14 protein-coding genes are annotated in these 14,726 nt (G+C 59.5%); 12 read left to right on the forward strand and 2 right to left on the reverse strand.

Features of this window, described 5'->3' with window-relative positions:
• Positions 1-41: 41 nt before the first annotated feature.
• Positions 42-1,517: an NAD-dependent succinate-semialdehyde dehydrogenase gene (locus RSQ48_RS12885; RefSeq protein WP_003803274.1), complete on the reverse strand. Its 1,476-nt coding sequence runs from the start codon at positions 1,515-1,517 to the stop codon at positions 42-44.
• 308 nt (positions 1,518-1,825) lie between these two features.
• On the opposite strand from RSQ48_RS12885, the gene RSQ48_RS12890 reads away from it, so the two are divergent.
• On the forward strand, positions 1,826-2,614 hold the full coding sequence (locus RSQ48_RS12890) for an IclR family transcriptional regulator (protein ID WP_230406188.1): 789 nt from the start codon (positions 1,826-1,828) through the stop codon (positions 2,612-2,614).
• Between the two features lie 171 nt (positions 2,615-2,785).
• Positions 2,786-4,186, forward strand: coding sequence for an ATP-dependent RNA helicase DbpA (gene dbpA / locus RSQ48_RS12895; protein ID WP_415301864.1), 1,401 nt, complete (start codon positions 2,786-2,788; stop codon positions 4,184-4,186).
• Positions 4,187-4,318: 132 nt separating this feature from the next.
• On the opposite strand, the gene RSQ48_RS12900 is transcribed toward dbpA, so the two are convergent.
• Positions 4,319-5,272: a LysR substrate-binding domain-containing protein gene (locus RSQ48_RS12900; RefSeq protein ID WP_003803266.1), complete on the reverse strand. Its 954-nt coding sequence runs from the start codon at positions 5,270-5,272 to the stop codon at positions 4,319-4,321.
• Between the two features lie 385 nt (positions 5,273-5,657).
• On the opposite strand from RSQ48_RS12900, the gene hcaE reads away from it, so the two are divergent.
• The 10 genes from hcaE to dmpG are packed head-to-tail and all read left to right on the forward strand — an operon-like array spanning position 5,658 to position 14,695.
• Complete coding sequence (hcaE, locus tag RSQ48_RS12905) at positions 5,658-7,016, forward strand: 3-phenylpropionate/cinnamic acid dioxygenase subunit alpha (RefSeq protein ID WP_003803265.1); 1,359 nt, start codon at positions 5,658-5,660, stop codon at positions 7,014-7,016.
• Positions 7,013-7,561, forward strand: coding sequence for a 3-phenylpropionate/cinnamic acid dioxygenase subunit beta (hcaF, locus tag RSQ48_RS12910; RefSeq protein WP_003803263.1), 549 nt, complete (start codon positions 7,013-7,015; stop codon positions 7,559-7,561). Before hcaE ends, hcaF begins: the two co-directional genes overlap by 4 nt.
• 28 nt (positions 7,562-7,589) lie before the next feature.
• A complete protein-coding gene (gene hcaC, locus RSQ48_RS12915) occupies positions 7,590-7,910 on the forward strand; it encodes a 3-phenylpropionate/cinnamic acid dioxygenase ferredoxin subunit (protein WP_003803262.1) in 321 nt (106 codons plus the stop codon).
• Entirely contained in the window at positions 7,907-8,722 is an 816-nt protein-coding gene (gene hcaB, locus RSQ48_RS12920; protein ID WP_003803259.1) for a 3-phenylpropionate-dihydrodiol/cinnamic acid-dihydrodiol dehydrogenase, read from the forward strand. Before hcaC ends, hcaB begins: the two co-directional genes overlap by 4 nt.
• Positions 8,722-10,017: a 3-phenylpropionate/cinnamic acid dioxygenase ferredoxin--NAD(+) reductase subunit gene (hcaD, locus tag RSQ48_RS12925; protein WP_415301865.1), complete on the forward strand. Its 1,296-nt coding sequence runs from the start codon at positions 8,722-8,724 to the stop codon at positions 10,015-10,017. The genes hcaB and hcaD overlap by 1 nt, the downstream gene beginning before the upstream one ends.
• A 19-nt stretch (positions 10,018-10,036) precedes the next feature.
• Positions 10,037-10,984: a 3-carboxyethylcatechol 2,3-dioxygenase gene (locus tag RSQ48_RS12930; protein ID WP_415301866.1), complete on the forward strand. Its 948-nt coding sequence runs from the start codon at positions 10,037-10,039 to the stop codon at positions 10,982-10,984.
• Between the two features lie 32 nt (positions 10,985-11,016).
• The gene (locus RSQ48_RS12935) at positions 11,017-11,871 is read left to right on the forward strand and encodes an alpha/beta fold hydrolase (protein ID WP_003803253.1); all 855 of its coding nucleotides are present in this window, start codon (positions 11,017-11,019) and stop codon (positions 11,869-11,871) included.
• Position 11,872: 1 nt separating this feature from the next.
• Positions 11,873-12,670 carry a 2-keto-4-pentenoate hydratase gene (gene mhpD / locus RSQ48_RS12940; protein WP_219235018.1) on the forward strand — a complete coding sequence of 266 codons (798 nt, stop codon included), beginning with the start codon at positions 11,873-11,875 and terminating at the stop codon, positions 12,668-12,670.
• Positions 12,671-12,695: 25 nt separating this feature from the next.
• The gene (locus RSQ48_RS12945) at positions 12,696-13,643 is read left to right on the forward strand and encodes an acetaldehyde dehydrogenase (acetylating) (RefSeq protein ID WP_003803250.1); all 948 of its coding nucleotides are present in this window, start codon (positions 12,696-12,698) and stop codon (positions 13,641-13,643) included.
• Positions 13,644-13,660: 17 nt separating this feature from the next.
• The gene (dmpG, locus tag RSQ48_RS12950) at positions 13,661-14,695 is read left to right on the forward strand and encodes a 4-hydroxy-2-oxovalerate aldolase (RefSeq protein WP_003803248.1); all 1,035 of its coding nucleotides are present in this window, start codon (positions 13,661-13,663) and stop codon (positions 14,693-14,695) included.
• Positions 14,696-14,726 lie beyond the last annotated feature (31 nt).

The following is a 14,726-nucleotide window of genomic DNA, read 5'->3' on the forward strand; positions in this document are numbered from 1 at the left end:
AGCGTCCCCCTTCGCTGCGCGGGGCGCGGGTATGTATCAACTTACAGCTGCTGGCACATGTATTTGATTTCCAGGTACTCGTCGATCCCATAACGGGAGCCTTCACGACCCAGACCGGATTGCTTGACGCCGCCAAACGGGGCGACTTCGTTGGAAATCAAACCGGTATTGACGCCGACCATGCCGTATTCCAGCGCTTCGCCCATGCGCCAGGCACGGGCGTTGTCACGCGTGAACAAATAGGCAGCCAGACCATACTCGGTGTCATTGGCCATCGCGATGGCTTCGGCTTCATCTTTGAAGCGGAACAAAGGTGCCACAGGGCCAAACAATTCTTCACGGGCCACGCGCATGGCGGGTGTCGCCTCACCCAGCACGGTGGGTGCAAAGTAGGTACCGCCCAAAGGATGGGGCTGGCCGCCTTGCAAAACGCGGGCCCCCTTCTGAACGGCATCATCAATCAGTTCGCGCAGGCGATTGACGGCCTTTTGCTCGATCAGCGGACCTTGCTCTACGCCTTCGTCCATACCGTTGCCCACTTTCAGGGCAGCCACACGTTCGCCCAGGGCTTTGGCAAAGCGGTCATAAATACCGTCCTGCACCAAAAAGCGGTTGGCGCACACACATGTCTGACCGCTGTTGCGGTACTTGGACGCCATCGCGCCTTCAACGGCCGCATCCAGATCCGCATCGTCAAATACGATGAAGGGCGCATTGCCACCCAGTTCCAGCGACAAGCGCTTGATGGTGGGAGCACACTGTGCCATCAGCAAGCGACCCACCTCGGTGGAACCGGTAAAGGACAACTTGCGCACGATAGGGCTTTCCGTCAGGGCGGCACCCACCACGCGGGACTGGCCAGTTACCAGCTGGAACACACCCGCGGGAATACCCACGCGCTCGGCCAGGACGGCCAGCGCCAGGGCGGTCAGGGGAGTCAGGTCGGCAGGACGAACAATAATGCTGCAACCAGCCGCTAAAGCGGGTGCAACCTTGCGGGTAATCATGGCCGCCGGGAAGTTCCAGGGGGTGATGGCCGCGCATACGCCCACGGGCTGCTTGACCACCACAATGCGTTTGTCCGCCTGGGGGTGGCCGACCACGTCGCCATACACGCGCTTGGCCTCTTCGCTGAACCATTCCACAAAGGAAGCCGCGTACAGCACTTCGCCACGAGCCTCGGCCCAGGGCTTGCCCTGTTCCATGGTCATGATGGTGGCCAGGTCATCCGCATTGGCCACCAGCGCATCGAACCAGGCGCGCAACAGCTTGGCGCGCTCGTGCCCGCTGCGTGCCTTCCACTCGCGCTGGGCCACTTCAGCATCGCTGATGACCGCTTCAATCTCTTTCGTGGCCAGGCTGGCGACATTGGCCAGGCACTCACCCGTGGCCGGATTCAGAACGGCAAACGTGTTGCCATCCCCCGCGCTGACCCAACCCTGAGCGGTCCAGGACTGATCTTTGGCCAGGCTGGGGTCCTTCAGTTTGCTAATCAATGATGCCGCGATATTGTTCATTATGCTGAACCTGTTTCTCTTATAGTGAACTTGGTAGAATTATAGGAGCCGAAAAAACGCGTCGTCAACGAATCGGCTTACGGGTTTACCCGTATAAGATCAGTCGCCGTATTTTTTGTTTTAGGGCGTTTGAGGGCACAATGGAGCGCTGGCATCAAAGCGGCAAATCTGGCCTAATGCAGGACCTGTACGTCTGGTCCGGCCGGCTCGATTATGGGATGCTGCACCTTGTACGGACGGTCCCTTACCCCTGTTTCCAGAGTTCAGCACCCGTGCATCCGGGCTCACTGGACTTCCTGTGTGTTGTTATGGAGTTAGTCGTAGTGGAAGAGAAGAAACTGGTTCCGGCTGTAGTACGCGCAGTCACCGTACTGGACGAATTGGCGGCCTCACCGGAGCCCCTGTCATTTACGGACCTGGTCAAACGTCTGGGTATGCCCAAAAGTTCCCTGTATGGTCTGTGCACCACGCTACTGGATCTGCACCTGATCCGTAAGCTGGAAAATGGCAGTTTCACCTTGGGCACACACGTCATGGGCTGGGCCAATGCGTTCCTGTCCCAGCTGGATCTGACACAGGAATTTTTTGCCGCCTGGGACGACATGCGCGTCCTGCCGGAAGAGACGATTACCCTGTCCATTCTGGATGGTGAAGATGTGGTCTACATTGCCTGTCGAAACGGGACCCGGCCGCTGGGTTTCACCTTCCGCGCCGGCATGCGCCTGCCGGCGGTCTACACCGCCACCGGTAAAGCCATGCTCAGCACGTTGCCAGCGCCGGAACTGGACCAGGCCCTGAATCATCCCTGGCCCGACCCTTTGACGGCGCACGGCCCGCGCAACAAGGAAGAATTGATGGTGGAGCTCAGCGACGTGCAGCGCCTGGGCTATTCGGTGGATGCCTGTGGCGTACGGGATGGCATGCACTGTTTTGGAGCCGCGGTGTTCGACTCCAATAACCGTGCTGCCGTGGCCGGGGTCGCGGTCAGTTTGCTCACCCAGGAAGCGGACGAGGCAGCCCAGCGCCGTGCAGGGGAAGCCATGCGTAAACTGGCCAATCGCCTCTCGGAGCGTCTGGGCGCATCGCGCAAAGCATAAGCGCATCCAGATCTGTACGACGCGCTGCAAAAAGGGGCCGCTTCTGCCGCCCCTTTTTGTTTGAATCATGATCGGCAACTGTCCCCGCTCGGACTGCCTTCTATTATTTCCCAGCCATCGGTCCGCAAACGGTAAACTGTCGCTAAATCCTTTATTTTGCAGTTCTTTTTGATGTCTCCCATCGTGCCACATACCTCTTTCAGTACCCTTCCCCTTCTGCCCGCCTTGCTTGAAACCCTCGACAGTCTGGGTTTTGAAAACATGACGGCGATTCAGGAGCAAAGCCTGCCGCTGATTCTGCAAGGCCGTGACCTGATCGCCCAAGCCAAGACCGGCAGCGGCAAAACGGCCGCCTTTGGCCTGGGTCTGTTGCAAACCCTCAACCCCAGCAAACTGACACCACAAGCCTTGGTGATCTGCCCCACGCGCGAACTGGCCGATCAGGTCACCACCGAGTTGCGCCGTCTGGCTCGCCAGATTCCTAACGTGCGCATGCTGACCTTGTGTGGGGGCGTGCCCTCGCGTCCGCAGACAGAAGCCTTGCGCAATGGCGCTCACGTGGTAGTGGGAACACCAGGCCGGATTCAGGATCATCTGGAGCGAGGCAATCTGGACTTGTCGACCCTGAAAACACTGGTTCTGGACGAAGCCGACCGCATGGTGGACATGGGTTTTCATGATGATATTGTGGCGATTGCTTCACACTGCCCTCCCCGCCGTCAGACACTGCTGTTCTCGGCCACCTACCCCGAGAACATCCGTAAGCTCAGCGCCCGCTTTTTGCATAAACCTGCAGAAGTCAAGGTGGAGGCGCTGCACGATGCCAGTCAGATCGAGCAGATCTTTTATGAAGTCCACCCCGAGCAACGCCTGTCTGCCGTGGTGACCTTGCTGGAGCACTTCCGCCCCGCCTCTACCCTGATTTTCTGCAACACCAAAATGCGGTGTCAGGAAGTAGTGGAAGAGCTGCAATCCGAAGGCATCCAGGCCCTGGCGCTGACCGGCGATCTGGAGCAGCGTGACCGCGACGAAATTCTGGTGCAGTTCTCCAACCAGAGCTGCGCTGTACTGGTAGCCACCGACGTGGCCTCGCGCGGTCTGGATATTCAGAATCTAGGCGCTGTCATCAACGTGGACGTTACCAAAGACAGCGAAGTGCATATCCACCGTGTGGGCCGTGTGGGTCGTGGTGATCAGAAAGGCCTGGCCCTGAATCTGGTCTCGCGCAGCGAACAGCGCTGGGTGAAGTTGATCGAGGAGTTTCAGGGCAGCGAAGTCAAATGGAGCAACCTGAAAGGCTTGCGCCCTCAGTCCAAAGAGCCGTTACGCGCGCCCATGATGACGCTGGAAATTCAGGGCGGCAAAAAAGACAAGTTGCGCCCCGGCGACCTGCTCGGTGCCTTGACCCGCGATGTGGGGCTGAAAGGTGAGCAAGTCGGCAAGATTGCGATTACCGATGCCCGTTCCTACGTGGCGCTGGATCGCCGGATTGCCCGACAATACTTTGATCGGATCGCCGAAACGAATATCAAGGGCCGCCGCTTCCGCATGCGCTTTGTGGAAGATAAGTAAGTCGTCCCTTCTCTGCGATCCCGCCACACTGAGGCAGCCCCCGAATGGGGGCTGTTTTCATGCCCAAAGCCATGCTGGGAAGGCTGTGCCGCCCCGCCACAGCCAGACAGAAAACCGGCCCCTCCAGGCCTTTCACAGACAGGCGATCTTGCTGGGTGCCTGTTTCAAATGACTGGCGGCTGACGGTCCCGAACCATGCCAGCGTGCCAGCTCCCGTATGCGTTCTATCAGGCTGACAGCCGCCTCGCTCATGCAGCCTGTCTCACGAGGGTAAGCCATAAAAAGTTCACACCGCGGCCCGCCACCAATCAAGGGGCGTGACACCACGTTCTTGGGCATGAAGTATTCCGCGTACGTGGGCAACAAGGTATAACCCAGCCCGGCCGCCACCAGATTAATGCTCATCAAGGGGTTGGCCGAGTTGTAGGTATGCTCGGGCACCACTTTATGGTGAGCCAGGTAGCGGGCCAGCACATCATGCATGGACCGACCGTAAGAGCGGTCAACGGCGATCATGGGCAGACGATTCAAGCGGGCGGGAGGTATCAGGCTGTAGGCTTCCAGGCGGTGCCCTTTGGGCAAATAGACCCGCAAGGGCTCATCCAGAACGACCTCGCTACAGACATTGGTGGCGCGCACCGGCCCGCGCATAAAACCCAGATCCAGCTCTCCCCGGGCCAGGGCTCCTTCCTGCTCATTGGAGGTCAGGCTGCGCAACACCACATCCACTTGTGGAAAGGCGGCACGAAAGGCAGGGAGAACAGAGGGGAAGATACGCACCTCTGCAGCAGGCACAAAGCCTATCGTCAGCACTTCCCGAGCCTGTGAAGCCACCCTGCCCGCACGTACCAGAGCCTGCTCCACTTTATGCAAGATCTCGCGCGCATCCTCCAGGAAAACCACCCCGGCTTCTGTCAACTCAACTTTGCGCCGCGTACGGTTCAGCAAGGGGTAACCGATCTCCTCTTCCAGATTGCGGATCTGCTCACTCAAAGAGGGCTGAGAAGTGTAGAGCCGTTCCGCAGCACGGGTGAAATTCAACTCTTCCGCGACGGCAACGAAATAACGCAAGTGTCGCAATTCCAAGTTTGTCTCCTGTCAAATTGATCACGCCTGCCCGGCTCAAACCCGAACAGGGTCTGGTCCGGCCAGCAGTTCTCCCACCGGGTCAGCCCGTCTTGCAAGCCCTATTGTCGCTGCTCTACGGCCTTCAAAATCAGCCCCCAGGTTGAATGCTGCATCGCAGCATTCATGCCTATCGTAAACCCTAACCCCTATCAAACCCGCATCAATACTGGACTTCGCCCTTAGACCCTACCCAAACCAGGGTCTTAAGCCGGACTTATCGGCTTTGCCGATCACCCGATCTAAAGCAAGTATTGGTCGGATTCATTTCAAGCTTCTACATTTTGCCCTTGGCGACAAAAACCTGTTTTGCAAAAGCACGCATTGCAATAGCGAGGAGCAAGCGATGGGAATCAACCCTGAAAAAATCGAAGCCTTGGTCGATGCGCGTAATGGACGCGTTACCCCTTCCATTTACACCGACCCGGATATTTATGAGCTGGAGCTGGAACGCATCTTTGGCCGTACCTGGCTGTTTTTGTGTCATACCAGCCAGATTCCCAAAGCGGGAGATTTCTTCAATACCTATATGGGTGAAGACCCGATTATCGTGGTCCGTCAAAAAGACGGCTCGATCAAGGCCTTCCTGAACCAATGCCGACACCGCTCGATGCGCGTGTCCTATGCCGACTCGGGCAATACCAAAGCCTTTACCTGTCCCTACCACGGCTGGAGCTATGGCACCAACGGCGATCTGGTGGATGTACCGCTGGAGCCGCGCGCCTATCCGCAAGGCTTGTGCAAGGAAAAGTGGGGTCTGCAGGAAGTGACCCGCGTCAAAGTATACAAAGGCCTGGTCTTTGGCAATTGGGACGCCACCGCTCCCGATCTGGAAGAGTACATGGGCGACATTGCCTGGTACCTGGACGGAGTTCTGGACCGGCGCGAAGGCGGTACCGAAATCATCGGTGGTGTTCAGAAATGGACCATCGAGTGCAACTGGAAGTTCCCCGCTGAACAGTTCGCATCCGACCAGTATCACGCCTTGTTCTCGCACGCTTCTGCCGTGCAAGTGCTGGGCCAGAAACCGGGTGACGAGGATAAAGCGCTGGGTGCCGGCCAAACCGCACGCCCTGTGTGGGAAACCGCCAAGGACGCCGTTCAATATGGCCAACGCGGCCATGGCAGTGGCTTTTTCTTTACCGAGCAGCCCGATGCCAACGTATGGGTGGACGGTGAAGTGTCGCAGTACTTTCGCGACACTTATGCCGAAGCCCACGAGCGCCTGGGCGAGGTGCGTGCCCTGCGTCTGGCCGGTCACAACAATATGTTCCCCACCCTGAGCTGGCTGAACGGCACGGCGACGCTGCGCGTCTGGCATCCACGTGGCCCGAACCAGGTGGAAGTCTGGGCATTTTGCATTGCCGATGCCGCTGCACCCGACGATGTGAAGGCCGCCTTTGAGCGCAGCGCCACCCGCGCCTTTGGCCCCGCCGGTTTCCTGGAGCAGGACGACTCCGAGAACTGGGCTGAAATTCAGAAAATCCTGCGCGGCAAGCGCGCACGCAACACCCAGCTGTGCATGGAAATGGGCCTGGGCAACGAAGGTCTGCGCAGCGATGGCGTGCCGGGCGTCACCAACTACATCTTCTCCGAAACAGCCGCTCGCGGTCTGTACAAGTACTGGGCCGACCTGATGGTGTCCGAGACCTGGGATGAAGTGCTGGAGCGCAGCCGTGTCTATGAAGAGGAGCTGGTGAAATGAGCGCCGTCATTGAAGAACCGACCCAAACCGCCATCGTCGACATGCACGTGCATCACGAAATTGCCGACTTCCTTTACATGGAAGCCGAACTGCTGGACGACTGGCAATTTCGCGACTGGCTGGATCTGCTGTCCGAGGACGTGCATTACCACATGCGCAGCACCACCAATGCGCAAACCCGTGACCGCCGTCGCAGCGTACAGCCGCCCACCACCTGGATTTTCAACGACAACAAATTCCAGCTGGAACGCCGCGTCGCTCGTCTGGAAACCGGGATGGCCTGGGCGGAGGAGCCGCCCTCGCGCACCCGCCACTTTGTCAGCAATCTGCGTATCCGGCCCACCGCTGACGGGCAGGGTTACCAGATCCGCAGCAACTACATCCTGTACCGCGCCCAGAAAGAAAAGGACGAAACCTGGTACGCCGGCAAGCGCCTGGATTATGTACGTCGCGCAGACAACCGCTTTGGCTGGGAACTGTATGAACGCGAGATCGTTCTGGATCAAGTCGTCATCACATCCCACAACCTGAGCGTGCTGTTCTGACCCCGCTCACCTTCCGATGTTGATTGATATGACACGCATTACCGCATGTGAAACCGGTGCCCTGGCCGATGGCGAGGCACTGAAGATAGACACCCCCGACCGCCAGATTGCCTTGTTCAATATTAATGGCACCTTCTATGCGACGGATGACCGTTGCACACACGGCAACGCGTCCATGTCCGAAGGCTATATCGAGGACGACGGCACCGTGGAGTGCCCGCTGCACGCTGCCCGTTTCTGTCTGAAAACGGGCGCTGCCCTGTGCCAGCCGGCCACCGAAGCATTACGCACTTATCCGGTGATCATCAGCGAAGGCATGGTTTATATCGATCTGGAGGCCCAGGCATGAACGGCTGGCTGCAAAACGAGGTGGCCCTGATCACCGGCGGCGGCTCCGGCCTGGGTCTGGCATTGGTAGAGCGCTTTCTGAAAGAAGGCGCATCCGTGGCCGTGCTGGAGCGCTCGGCAGAAAAATGCGCCGATCTGGAACAGAAATTCGGCGGCAAGGTGCTGGCCGTCCAGGGTGATGTGTGCAGCGCAGCCGACAACCAGAACGCCGTGAAGGCCACGGTGGCCCGCTTTGGCAAGCTGGACTGCTTTATTGGCAATGCTGCGGTCTGGGACCACGGCGCACGGCTGATCAACACCAGTATGGAGCAACTGGACAAAGGCTTTGACGAGCTCTTTGCCATCAACGTCAAAGGCTATCTGCTCGGTGCCAAGGCCGCTGCCGACGAACTGGTCAAATCCTGCGGCAGCATGATTTTCACCTTGAGCAATTCGGCCTTTTACGCCGAAGGCGGTGGCCCGCTTTATACCGCCAGCAAACATGCCGCGGTCGGTCTGATCCGCGAACTGGCTTTTGAACTGGCCCCTAAAGTTCGTGTGAATGGCGTAGGCCCTTGCGGTATGAAAACCGATCTGCGTGGCCCCCAAGCCTTGGGCCAGCAAGATACCCGCATCATGGACTCGCGCTCGCCCGAGGCCATCAAAGCGATCCTGCCCCTGCAATTCTTTCCTGAACCTGAAGAATTTACCGGCCCCTTTGTGCTACTGGCCTCGCGCCAGAACAACCAGACACTGACCGGCGTCATGATCAATGCCGACGCAGGTCTGGGAGTACGCGGCATACGCAATGTGGCCGGTGGACTGGAGCTGTGATGCAGACACCTCATATTGTAATTGTGGGCGGGGGACAGGCCGGTGCCACGGCTGCTGCTGAACTGCGCCGCCGAGAATTTGCCGGACAGATCACCCTGGTCGGTGAGGAACCTCACTTACCTTACGAGCGCCCACCCCTGTCAAAAGACGCCTTGCTGGACCCGGACAATGTGCAGCTGAACCTGCATCCGGCCAGCTTTTACAGCGAACAGAACATCAGCCTGAAATTGGGTATCCGTGCCGAAGCGATTGACGCTCAGCAAGGCTGCATCACCCTGTCCAACGGCGAAACCCTGCGATACGACAGCCTCTTGCTGGCGACTGGGGCACAAGCCCGACGCCTGCCCGAACTGGACGCGTTGGGGTCGGTGTCGCATGTTCTGCGCACCCTGGACGATGCCCACCGCATTCGCGCTCAGCTCAAACCTGGCAGCCATGTGCTGGTGGTCGGTGCCGGTGTCATTGGCCTGGAACTGGCATCCAGCCTGGTCGCTTTGGGTGCCACGGTGGAACTGATCGATCCGGCCAGCCGCATCATGTCGCGCAACGCGCCCGAAGTCCTCAGTCAGTATCTACAGTCCGTGCATGAGGCTCGCGGCGTGCGCTTTCACCTCGGTGCCCGCGTCCACAACGCCCGACTGAACGATCAGCAGCGCGTGGTACTGACGCTGGACAATGGCGAACAACTGCAAGGTGAGCTGCTGATTTATGGCGTGGGCGTGAGCATTGACACCCGTCTGGCCGACAGTGCGCGATTGCACACCGAGCAGGGTGCAATCGTGATTGACGAGCATGGTCGAAGCTCTCAGCCCAATATCTATGCGGCGGGCGACACTACGGTGCAAATCGGTCTGGATGGCCGCTGGCAAAGACAGGAGACCTGGGAAAACGCCAATCGGCAGGCCAGCATGGCCGTTTGCCACATGCTGAACCAGGAACACGCCAAGCCCTGCCCTGCCTGGTTCTGGACCGATCAATGCGACCTGAACATTCAGTTTGCCGGAGACATGGCCGCTGCCCACTGGGTGTTGCGCGGCACACTGGACATGCCCCCCTTTGTCCTGATTGGCCTGGACCCGGAAGGTGCCATCTGCGGCGCCATCACCGTCAACCAAGGCCGCGACATGCGCCCGCTCAAAGAGCTGATCGAACACCGCGCCGTCCTCCCATTGGAGGTCTGGAACGACACTGCCCAGAACCTGCGCAATCTGGCCAAACAAATCACGCAGACCACACGCAGCCAAGCCACCAATGCCGCCTTGACGGACGAGGCGGCTGCCCCTGCACACCCATAATCAGAATCAGGAGACTGACATGCTGGCACACCTGGAGTGTCTTTCACACACGCCTTTGCTGGGTCATCACGATCCGGCCCAAGCCGTCCTGGACGAAGTGTTTGCGGTACAAAAAGCGGCCCGCGAACGGGTCGCTGCCTTCAAGCCTGATCTGATCGTGTTGTTCACCCCTGATCATTTCAACGGCTTTTTCTACAACGTCATGCCCAGCTTTTGCATCGGCACCGGCGCGCATGCGATTGGCGACTTTGACAGCCTGGCCGGACGCCTGGACGTGCCCTTCGAGCTGGCCACGGAATGTGCCACCCATGTCATCCATAGCGGCGTGGACGTAGCCATTTCACACGATATGCAGTTGGATCATGGTGCCGCCTACCCGCTGGAACATCTGGTGGGCAGTCTGGACCATTACCCGGTCATTCCCGTTTTCATTAACGCGGTGGCAGCCCCCTTGCCCACCTTCAAACGTGCCCGTTTGCTGGGCGAGGCCATCGGCCAATGGGCCCGCTCCACGGGCAAGCGTGTGCTGTGGATCGGTTCGGGCGGCTTGTCGCATCAACCTCCCGTCCCCGTCTACGCCGAAGCCCCCGATGCCGTGCGACGCTCGCTGGATGGCGAAGGCTACACGCTCTCGCCCGAAGCCCGTGCCGCCCGCACACAACGCACGATCGATGCTGGCAGAGCCTTCACCCGGGACCCTTCTGTTCTGCATCCGCTCAACCCCGAATGGGACCAGAAATTTCTGGATCTGCTGCAAACGCAAAGCTATGCCCAGCTCGATGAGGTCGCCAACGACGACGTGTCCGCCCTGGCAGGCCGCAGCGCCCACGAAGTCAAGACCTGGGTGGCTGCTTTCGCGGGTCTGTCGGCCTATGGCCCCTATGAAGCGGCGCACCGCTATTACCGAGAAATTCCCGAGTGGATTGCCGGCTTTGGCGGCTTGTCCGCCCATCCGCGCAAGAACTGAAATCCACCACCCAAAAATACCAGGAGATTGTCATGAGTCTGAATGAATCTGATTACAGCCGTTTCGCGACCGTGGTCGAGGAAGGCAAGGAACTGCGCATCCATTACAACGATCTGGGTCAGGGCGAACAGACGGTTGTCATGCTGCACGGCTCGGGCCCCGGTGCTACCGGCTGGGCCAACTTCAATCGCAATATTGAGCCGCTGACCCAGGCTGGCTACCGCGTTTTGCTGATCGACTGTCCTGGTTGGGGCAAGAGCGATTCCATCGTCAACAGCGGCTCGCGCTCCGACCTGAACGCCCGTGTGGTGAAAAGTATTATTGACCAGCTGGGCATAGACAAAATTCACATGCTGGGCAATTCCATGGGTGGCCATAGCTCGGTGGCCTTTGCCCTGACCTGGCCCGAGCGCGTGGCCAAGCTGGTTCTGATGGGCGGCGGCACAGGTGGCATGAGCCTGTTTACCCCCATGCCCAGCGAGGGCATCAAGCTGCTGAACGGTCTGTACCGCGAACCCACGCTGGAGAACCTGAAGCGCTTTAACAATGTGTTCGTATTCGACGCCAGCGTGCTGACCGACGAGCTGCTGCAGGCCCGTCTGAACAATATGCTCAGCCGCAAGGACCACCTGGACAACTTCCTGAAGTCCCTGGAAGCCAATCCCCGCCAGTTCCCCGACTTCAGCCCTCGTCTACCCAGCATCACCGCCCCTACCCTGATCATCTGGGGCCGTCAGGACCGGGTTGTACCTTTCGATACCGGCCTGCGTCTGCTGGCAGGCATTCCCAACTCCGAGCTGCACGTCTACAACCAGTGCGGTCACTGGGCGCAGTGGGAGCATGCCGAGAAATTCAACCAGCTGGTTCTGGATTTCCTGGAGCGTTGAGATGAACAAGGCATCCAGCGATCTGCTCGATACCCTGGCCAGCCGTCTGCGCCAGGCCGAGAGCAGCAATCAGTCCATAGACCCGATTCGCAGCCTGATTGGTGAAGATAATGCCGAGGCAGCCTACACCATACAGCGCATCAACATTGCCCGTGGACTAGCCCAAGGTCGTCGCCTGACGGGCCGCAAGATCGGCCTGACCAACCCCAAGGTCCAGCAGCAACTAGGCGTGTCGCAACCCGACTTTGGCGCCCTGTTTGCCGACATGGCCTATGGCGATGGCGAGACTGTCCCCATTGAACGTGTGCTGCAACCCAAGATTGAAGCCGAAATTGCTCTGGTGCTGGAGCGCGATCTGCCCCACGCCGACACCGGCTTTGGCGATGTCGCCGCGGCCGTAGGCTGGGTCATGCCCTCCCTGGAGATCGTGGGCAGCCGCATTGCCAACTGGGATATCCGCTTTGTGGATACCGTGGCCGACAACGCCTCCAGCGGCCTGTACGTGCTGGGCGGCCCTGCCCGTCGCCTGAACGGTCTGGACCTGCGCGCCGCGCGCATGAGCCTGCATCGCAATGGCGAGCTGGCCTCCAGCGGCAGTGGCGCCGAGTGTCTGGGGCATCCCTTCAACGCCGCCGCCTGGCTGGCCCGCACCATGGCCAAGCTGGGCGAACCGCTACGAGCCGGCGATCTGATTCTGACCGGAGCCCTGGGCCCGATGGCCCCCGTCGCCCCCGGTGATCACATTGAAGCCGTGATCGAGGGCCTGGGCTCGGTATCCGTCACCTTCAGCGCAGGCTAAGTCCTCTTTGTACGGAGTAACACACATGACAAACCCCAACGGCATTGCCGTCGCCATCATTGGCTCGGGCAATATCGGCACCGACCTGATGATCAAGGTGATGCGCCAAAGCAAACACCTGAAAATGGGCGCGATGGTCGGAATCGACCCCGCCTCCGATGGTCTGGCCCGTGCGGCCCGCCTGGGCGTGCCCACCACCCACGAAGGACTGGATGGGCTGTTGAAGCTGCCCAACTTCAAGGACATTCGCATCGTATTTGATGCGACCAGCGCGGGGGCACACGCCCGTCACAATGCCGTCCTGCAGGCGCACGGCATTCAGGTCATTGACCTGACACCAGCGGCTATCGGCCCCTACACCATCCCGGTGGTGAACCTGGACGACAATCTGGACGCCTCCAACATCAATATGGTCACCTGTGGCGGACAAGCCACCGTGCCCATTATTGCGGCAGTCTCGCAGGTCACCCCCGTGCACTATGCCGAGATCATTGCCTCGATCTCATCCAAATCAGCCGGTCCCGGAACCCGTGCCAATATTGACGAATTTACCGAGACCACCAGCAAAGCCATGCAGGTGGTGGGCGGCGCCACCGTGGGCAAGGCCATCATTGTGCTCAACCCGGCCGAGCCACCTTTGCTGATGCGCGATACCGTCTACACCCTCAGCGATCCGGGCAAAGAAGCGGAAATCGAACAGTCCATTGAGCGCATGGCCGCCAAGGTTCAGGCCTATGTGCCTGGCTACCGCCTCAAGCAAAAAGTGCAGTTCGATGTGATCCCCGAGGACAAGCCCATCAATGTGCCTGGCCTCGGATGGCGTTCGGGTCTGAAAACCTCGGTGTTTATCGAGGTAGAAGGCGCGGCCCACTATCTGCCCGCCTATGCCGGCAACCTGGACATCATGACCAGCGCCGCGCTGGCCTGCGCCGAGCGTCTGGCTCAAACCCGCCTGCTGACGCAAACCGCATGACACGCAAGGACATCACAATGGCACACGATCCCAACAAAAAGCTTTTTATTTCCGACGTGACGCTGCGCGACGGCAGCCACGCCGTACGTCACCAATACAGCGTGCAAAACGCCATGGATATTGCCCGTGCCCTGGATCAGGCCAAGGTCGATTCCATCGAGGTCGCCCACGGCGATGGGCTGTGTGGCTCCAGCTTCAACTATGGTTTTGGCGCACACACCGATCTGGAATGGATTGAGGCGGTGGCCTCGGTTGTCACCCATGCCAGGATTGCCACCTTGCTGCTGCCAGGCATTGGCACCATCCACGATCTGAAAGCCGCTTATGACGCCGGTGCCCGCATTGTGCGGGTGGCCACACACTGTACCGAGGCTGACGTCAGCAAGCAGTACATCGAATATGCCCGCAATCTGGGGATGGATACGGTGGGCTTTCTGATGATGAGCCACATGACCACGCCTCAACATCTGGCCGAACAAGCCAAGCTGATGGAAAGCTACGGGGCCACCTGCTGCTACGTGGTCGACTCGGGCGGGGCCTTGAACATGAATGATGTGCGCGACCGTTTCCGCGCTTTCAAGGATGTGCTCAAGCCCGAAACCGAAACCGGCATTCACGCCCACCACAATCTGTCTCTGGGTGTGGCCAACAGCATTGTGGCCGTGGAGGAAGGCTGCGACCGCATTGATGCCAGCCTGGCGGGCATGGGTGCCGGAGCCGGCAATGCGCCGCTGGAAGTGTTTATTGCTGCCGCCGCACGCATGGGCTGGAACCATGGCACGGATCTGTACACCCTGATGGACGCAGCGGACGACATTGTGCGCCCCTTGCAGGATCGCCCGGTGCGCGTAGACCGCGAAACCCTGGCCCTGGGCTATGCCGGTGTGTACAGCAGCTTCTTGCGTCACAGCGAAGTAGCCGCCCAGAAATACGGTCTGAAAACCGTGGACATTCTGGTCGAGCTGGGCAAGCGTCGCATGGTTGGCGGCCAGGAAGACATGATTGTGGACGTGGCTCTGGACTTGCTGCAACGACAAGCCGCGACGGCCTGATTCCAAAAAATCGAAAAAAAAACTCTACCCC

Origin of the sequence: Alcaligenes sp. SJTW-7, assembly GCF_047716895.1 — a bacterium.
Lineage (GTDB): Bacteria > Pseudomonadota > Gammaproteobacteria > Burkholderiales > Burkholderiaceae_B > Alcaligenes > Alcaligenes ammonioxydans.